Source organism: Paraburkholderia sp., from assembly GCF_036488505.1.
In the GTDB taxonomy this organism is placed as follows: Bacteria; Pseudomonadota; Gammaproteobacteria; order Burkholderiales; family Burkholderiaceae; genus Paraburkholderia.
On the sequence record NZ_DASXHN010000446.1, the window covers coordinates 1 to 5,327 of the forward strand.

At 61.5% G+C, this 5,327-nt stretch carries 6 protein-coding genes and 1 pseudogene; 4 read left to right on the forward strand and 3 right to left on the reverse strand.

What is annotated here, in order from left to right:
- From VGH68_RS25655 to VGH68_RS25665, 3 genes are all read left to right on the forward strand, one after another.
- Positions 1-388, forward strand: a 388-nt coding sequence (locus tag VGH68_RS25655) for a cytochrome b/b6 domain-containing protein (RefSeq protein ID WP_331606519.1), incomplete at its 5' end; no start/stop codon positions are given.
- A gap of 2 nt (positions 389-390) precedes the next feature.
- Positions 391-1,164 carry a molybdopterin-dependent oxidoreductase gene (locus VGH68_RS25660; protein ID WP_331606520.1) on the forward strand — a complete coding sequence of 258 codons (774 nt, stop codon included), beginning with the start codon at positions 391-393 and terminating at the stop codon, positions 1,162-1,164.
- A 48-nt stretch (positions 1,165-1,212) separates the two neighbouring features.
- A complete protein-coding gene (locus tag VGH68_RS25665) occupies positions 1,213-1,827 on the forward strand; it encodes a hypothetical protein (RefSeq protein WP_331606521.1) in 615 nt (204 codons plus the stop codon).
- Positions 1,828-2,208: 381 nt separating this feature from the next.
- Here the strand turns inward: VGH68_RS25665 and VGH68_RS25670 are convergent, their stop codons facing one another.
- Positions 2,209-2,763 carry an Hsp20/alpha crystallin family protein gene (locus tag VGH68_RS25670; protein ID WP_331606522.1) on the reverse strand — a complete coding sequence of 185 codons (555 nt, stop codon included), beginning with the start codon at positions 2,761-2,763 and terminating at the stop codon, positions 2,209-2,211.
- 439 nt (positions 2,764-3,202) lie between these two features.
- Positions 3,203-4,117, reverse strand: a complete 915-nt coding sequence (locus tag VGH68_RS25675; protein ID WP_331606523.1) for a VOC family protein — start codon at positions 4,115-4,117, stop codon at positions 3,203-3,205.
- A gap of 303 nt (positions 4,118-4,420) precedes the next feature.
- Here VGH68_RS25675 and VGH68_RS25680 point away from each other — a divergent pair, with 303 nt between their 5' ends.
- Entirely contained in the window at positions 4,421-4,810 is a 390-nt protein-coding gene (locus tag VGH68_RS25680; protein ID WP_331606524.1) for an ester cyclase, read from the forward strand.
- Positions 4,811-4,868: 58 nt separating this feature from the next.
- On the opposite strand, the pseudogene VGH68_RS25685 reads toward VGH68_RS25680, so the two are convergent.
- Positions 4,869-5,327: pseudogene (locus VGH68_RS25685) on the reverse strand (glutamate decarboxylase); the annotation flags it as partial.

Consider the following 5,327-nt stretch of genomic DNA (forward strand, 5'->3'; position numbering starts at 1 on the left):
CGCAAACTTTGCCGCCTATCTGATCCTGAGCGTTACCACGGGACGCCTGCGTAAAAAACTCTTTCCGCTCGGCCTTCGCGCGATTCTCACCGACCTCGTTGCCGCGCTGCGCGGCAAGCTCGGTCATGGCGATCTCAGCCAATACAATGCGGTGCAAAGGTTCGCCTATCTCGTCGTGATCGCCGACATCGTGCTCGTGGTGTTATCAGGTCTGGCGATCTGGAAGCCGGTTCAGTTGCCGCTGCTGCGCATGTTGATGGGAGGCTTCGACAACGCGCGCATCGTCCACTTCGTCGCGATGAGCGTGCTGGTCGCCTTCTTCGCGATACACGTGCTGATGATTGCGCTGGTGCCGCGATCTTTGCTCACGATAATCCGGGGCCGCTAACCATGACTTCATCGAAATCGGTACCGCGGCTCGACGCCGCATCGATCATCAAGGACGCGGAAAAGGAACTGCAATCGTCTGCGCGCCGCCTGTTTGGCAAGCGAATCCTGACCCTGGGCGGACTTGCGCTGCTGTCGGGCTGCGATCTGACGAACGACAAAACGGTCAACACCATGCTGCGAAGAATGTCCTCATTCAACGATGGCGCGCAAGCCTTGCTGTTCGACCCGCGCAAGCTGGCTCCAACGTATCCTGAATCGATGATCACGCGGCCATTTCCGTTCAATGCTTACTATGACATCGACCAGGTGCCCGAAGTCGACGCAAGCAGCTACCGCCTCGAACTCAGCGGTCTCGTCAACGGTAAGCGCGCCTGGACGCTCGACGAACTGCATGCGTTGCCGCAGCACAGCCAGGTGACGCGGCACATCTGCATCGAAGGCTGGAGCGCAATCGGCAAATGGGGCGGCGTGCGCTTCGCCGACTTTCTGTCGCTGGCCGGCGCCGATACAACCGCACAATACGTCGCGCTCCACTGCGCCGACAACTACTGGACGAGTATCGACATGCCGACGGCGCTGCATCCGCAAACGCTGCTCACGCTGACCTATGACGGCAGCGTCCTGCCCGCGAAGTACGGCTTCCCCATGAAGCTGCGCATGCCCACCAAACTCGGCTACAAGAACCCGAAGCACATCGTCGCCATCACCGTCACCAACGAATTTTCCGGCGGCTATTGGGAAAACCAGGGCTACAACTGGTTCGGTGGATCCTGAACCACACGTCGCAGATATCTTTTCACGTCCCCCTCTCTCGGAGCAACCATGTCCACCCGTATCAAGTTAGCCGTTTCCTTCGTCGCGCTGGCGTTCGCCGGCGCAGCATTCGCCCAATCCTCCGCCGGCAAGCCCGAACGAATCCGCGGCGAGATCGTGTCATTCGGTGGCAGCACCCTCAAAGTGCATCGGCGCAGTGGCGACACCGTGACCATCGACATGCAGGAGTCGTCGGGTCTGAACGCTGTAAAGGCAATCGAGCTATCCGATATCAAGCCGGGCTCTTACGTCGGTGCGGCCGCCATGCCCGGTCCCGATGGCAAGCTCACAGCAAAGGAAGTGCTGGTCTTCCCGGAAGCCGCGCGTGGTACTGGCGAAGGCCACTACGCGTGGGATTTGGGCACGAACAGCACGATGACCAATGCCAACGTGGATACTGTCGTGCAAGGCACCAGCGGACGTGATCTCAAACTGTCATACAAGGGCGGCACCAGCACGATTACCGTGCCGGCGAACGTACCGGTCGTCACGCTGATTCCGGCAACCCGCGCTGATCTCACAACCGGCAAGAAGGTGTTCGTCGTGGCCACTTCGAAGAGCGCCGGCAGCTACGACGGCAAATTCGTCGTTGTCGAAAAGGACGGCGTCGCCCCACCGATGTAACGCTGCAACGAGTACGGCGTGCTTGCGCCCGGCGCTGTACGCCTGCCGTTGCGCCGCCGTTGCGCCGCGGTTGCGCTGCCATTCCCTCTCTCATTGGCCCGATAACATCGAAGCAGCAAGCAAGTCTGATATCGCGGCTCGCTGGAGTGATCGCGCGCGAAACCCGATCCCCGACCGCCGCCACGTGCGCGCGGCCTTCTTGCGGCCTCGGCGTATCGCGTCGGTCGATGCGACGCGACCGCCACAATCCGTTGTGACCTGGTTTCCATGGAAGTAGTTAAGTGCGGCTTGGATTTCGTTGGTACGCGCGTTGAGCGAAATGGACAGCACAAGTCACATGGAGGAAGGCAAACGCTGCCGGAGAAGCCGATGCCGCCCGCACTAGCCGATCTCGATGGTCCGGCTGGCGGCTCGTGGCCGCTCCTGTTTCGGTACCGTCAAAGTCAGCACGCCCCTGTCGAATCTGGCCAGCGCGCGATCCGGGTCTGCCTCCTCCGGCATCGGGATCGCACGCACAAAGGTTCCGTATGCACGTTCGAGCCGGTAGCAACCGTCCTCCTCGCTGTGGACGTCCTGCTTTTTTTCGCCGCGCAATACGAGCGCACCATCCTCGACACTCACGGTCAGATCGTCGCGCTCCATGCCCGGCAGCTCCACGGTCACGCGTAACACCTTGCCTTCGTCGACCACGTCGATGCGCGGTTGGAACTGCGAGGAACTGAAATCGCCGAACCATCGTTCGAGCGCCCCGCGACCCGCGAACGGATCGTGAAAAAACTCCTCGACCGCGCGCCAGGAATCGCGTGGCAAAAGCCGCGAAATATCAGCCCACGCCGCACGCCACTGCTCGCTCGCCGGCGCGCTGTCCGCCTCGGACTTGCGCGCCGGGCTGCGAAGAAACTTGAAAGGGTTCCATTTTTTTGGATCGGTGTTCATCGCATCCTCCTTCACGTCTTCTACGAGAACCGCATATTCACGATGGCGCTGACGCCACACCACCGCAAAGATGGCGGATGCGGCGGTGCAACGCCGCCACCCGTTTTCTCCTGTCGTCGTGGCGAATGCGCCGGGTCAGTTCGTCCGCACTTCGAGGCCGCGCAAACGAGCTTCAGATGAAGCCGTCGGTGTTGCCGATGCCGATGCGCGCAAACCCGCCGGAACCCGCGGCGCGAATGCTCGCTGGAAAGCCGTCGAAGAGACTCGCGGCCAGCCGTTGCTGGAACACGCAGCGCGTGCACCGCGACTGCCGAGCCGAAAATAAAATAGGTCGGCGCCGAACGAATTTCAAGTACTGTGTTTGCAGAGAGCCCGGCCGAAAAGCAGCGCTTCGCGCCGATCGACGAATGGCGAGCAACGGTATAAAACCGCTCGTCGATCAGAACGCGCCGCTGAACTTCTCGCCGTTCGTCCGATAGTTGCGGTTCGTCACATCCGCATTGCGATTCACCAGCGGCCGCGCGTAAAGCGGATGACGCAAACTGCGCACCTCATGTTCGAGCGTGAAGCAACGCGCGCCGCTCGCAGGATCGACGATATCGGCGAAACGATACTGATGCTTCTCCTCGCCATAAGTCAGCCCGCGCGCGGCAAGACGCGCATAAGGTCCGGAGAAGTCGGCCACATAGATCTGGATGTGATGCCCATCGTATGGCTGGCTTGCATCGGGCGTTTCCACGTAGATGAGCTGCTGATGGCCACCGAGTGCGACCGCCGCTTGCAGCGAACCATTGCGCTCGCGCACCTCGACGCACGCATCGAAGATCTCGCGGTAGAACGCCGCGATGGCCATCGTGCAGCCCACCGGAACGTCGAGCTGCACATACACGATGCCGAGATCGATGCCGGACCAGCGATCGCCCGGCGCGCTCGCAGCGCGATCGAGGCAGTCATAGCGATTGCCCCACGGGCAGGTCACTTCGACGCGATCGGCTCGCTCGGTCCAGCCGAAACGGCTTGCTTCGAGCAACGGCTGAACCGCGCGCAGCCGTTCGATCAGCGCCGCTCGCTCGCCCACCCGCAGCCCGACATGTCCGCGAAGACGCTGCGCGTCGCCATGCGGCAGATGAATCTGCGAACGGCCGACATTGATCCACATGTTGGTTACGCCGGTCATCAGATATGGATCGCGCGTGAGCCCAAGCCCGCTGACATAGAACGCCGTTGCAAGACGCTGGTCCGGTATCGTGAGATTGACATGCTCGAGCAGCACGAGATTGCCGGTGTCCTCGCGCGCGTAGTCGAAATGCGCCATCTGATTGCCCTCGAAGAATGGATTCGCTGATTCGCACATTCGCCGCCCACGCGGCGTTCACGCTATCTTGCCTGCGCTGTCCGCTTCGGGCAATTCGATGGGCCCGGCGTCGCCTTTCGAATCGCTTTCGATCAGCTAGCCGCCACTTCGTCGAGATACTATGGGAGTTGCCGCATCGCCGCCGTATGCGGAGTTTCAGCTACGCTATCACCGTGCTAACCAGGGCGGTTGTCGCCGCGCCGAACAACCGGGACCGCAGGCCGGCCGCTTGCATGTCATCGCAACGACGCGGGGCTGAGCAATCATGCGCGCCCTGTTGCGTCGCCCGACATGGAGGCTTTGATGAATCCGCCGGACCTGCGCACGATCTACCGGCATTACCTGGATTGCCTGAACCGGCGCGACTGGACATCGCTCGGCCAGTTCGTCGCCGACGACGTTCAGCACAACGGCCGGCCGCTGGGGGTGTCGGGCTATCGCGAGATGCTCGAGCGCGACGTCCGCGAGATCCCTGACCTGCACTTTGATATCGAGCTGCTCACGATCGAGGCGCCATTCGTCGCGAGCCGTCTGCGCTTCGATTGCACACCGAGTCACGCTTTTCTGGGCCTGCCTGTGGGCGGCAAACGGATCACGTTCGCGGAGAACGTGTTCTACAGGTTTCGCGGCGAGAAGATCGCGCAGGTGTGGTCGGTGATCGACAAGGCGGAGATCGAAGCACAATTGTCGTGACGCATGATGTGCTTCGATCCGTTCCAAAGCGGCGCGCGCGCCGCTCGCTGCATCGGTATCAGCATTTGGTCGGCGTGGCCCGCCCCGATGCGTGCGCATGCAACTCGGGCGGCGCCGCGTTGCCGCCATGTTGCTCGAGGTATTTGCATGCGGTCACGATATCGTTGGCGAGCAGCATCGCGACATTGCGGTTCACGTGCGGCCTCACCACGACTCTGAGGCTATTCACCGTTTCCGCGTTCGGCGGCATCGAATAGGCGGCAAGCACCCAGCCTTTCTCGCGCACCTTATTCGACACGTCGAATTCGTTGAACTTCTTGATCTTGCTGTCGAGTGTCACCGCGACCACCGGAATTCGCTGCGATTCGTTCATCATCGTGAAATAGCCGCTCTCCACCAGCACCCCGCGCAACGCGATCGCGTTATCGAGCGTGTGCTGCATGATGCGCCGGTAGCCATCGAAGCCCTGCCTGAGAAACATGTAGTACTGCACCGCCACCTGAAACGCGTTGCGGCT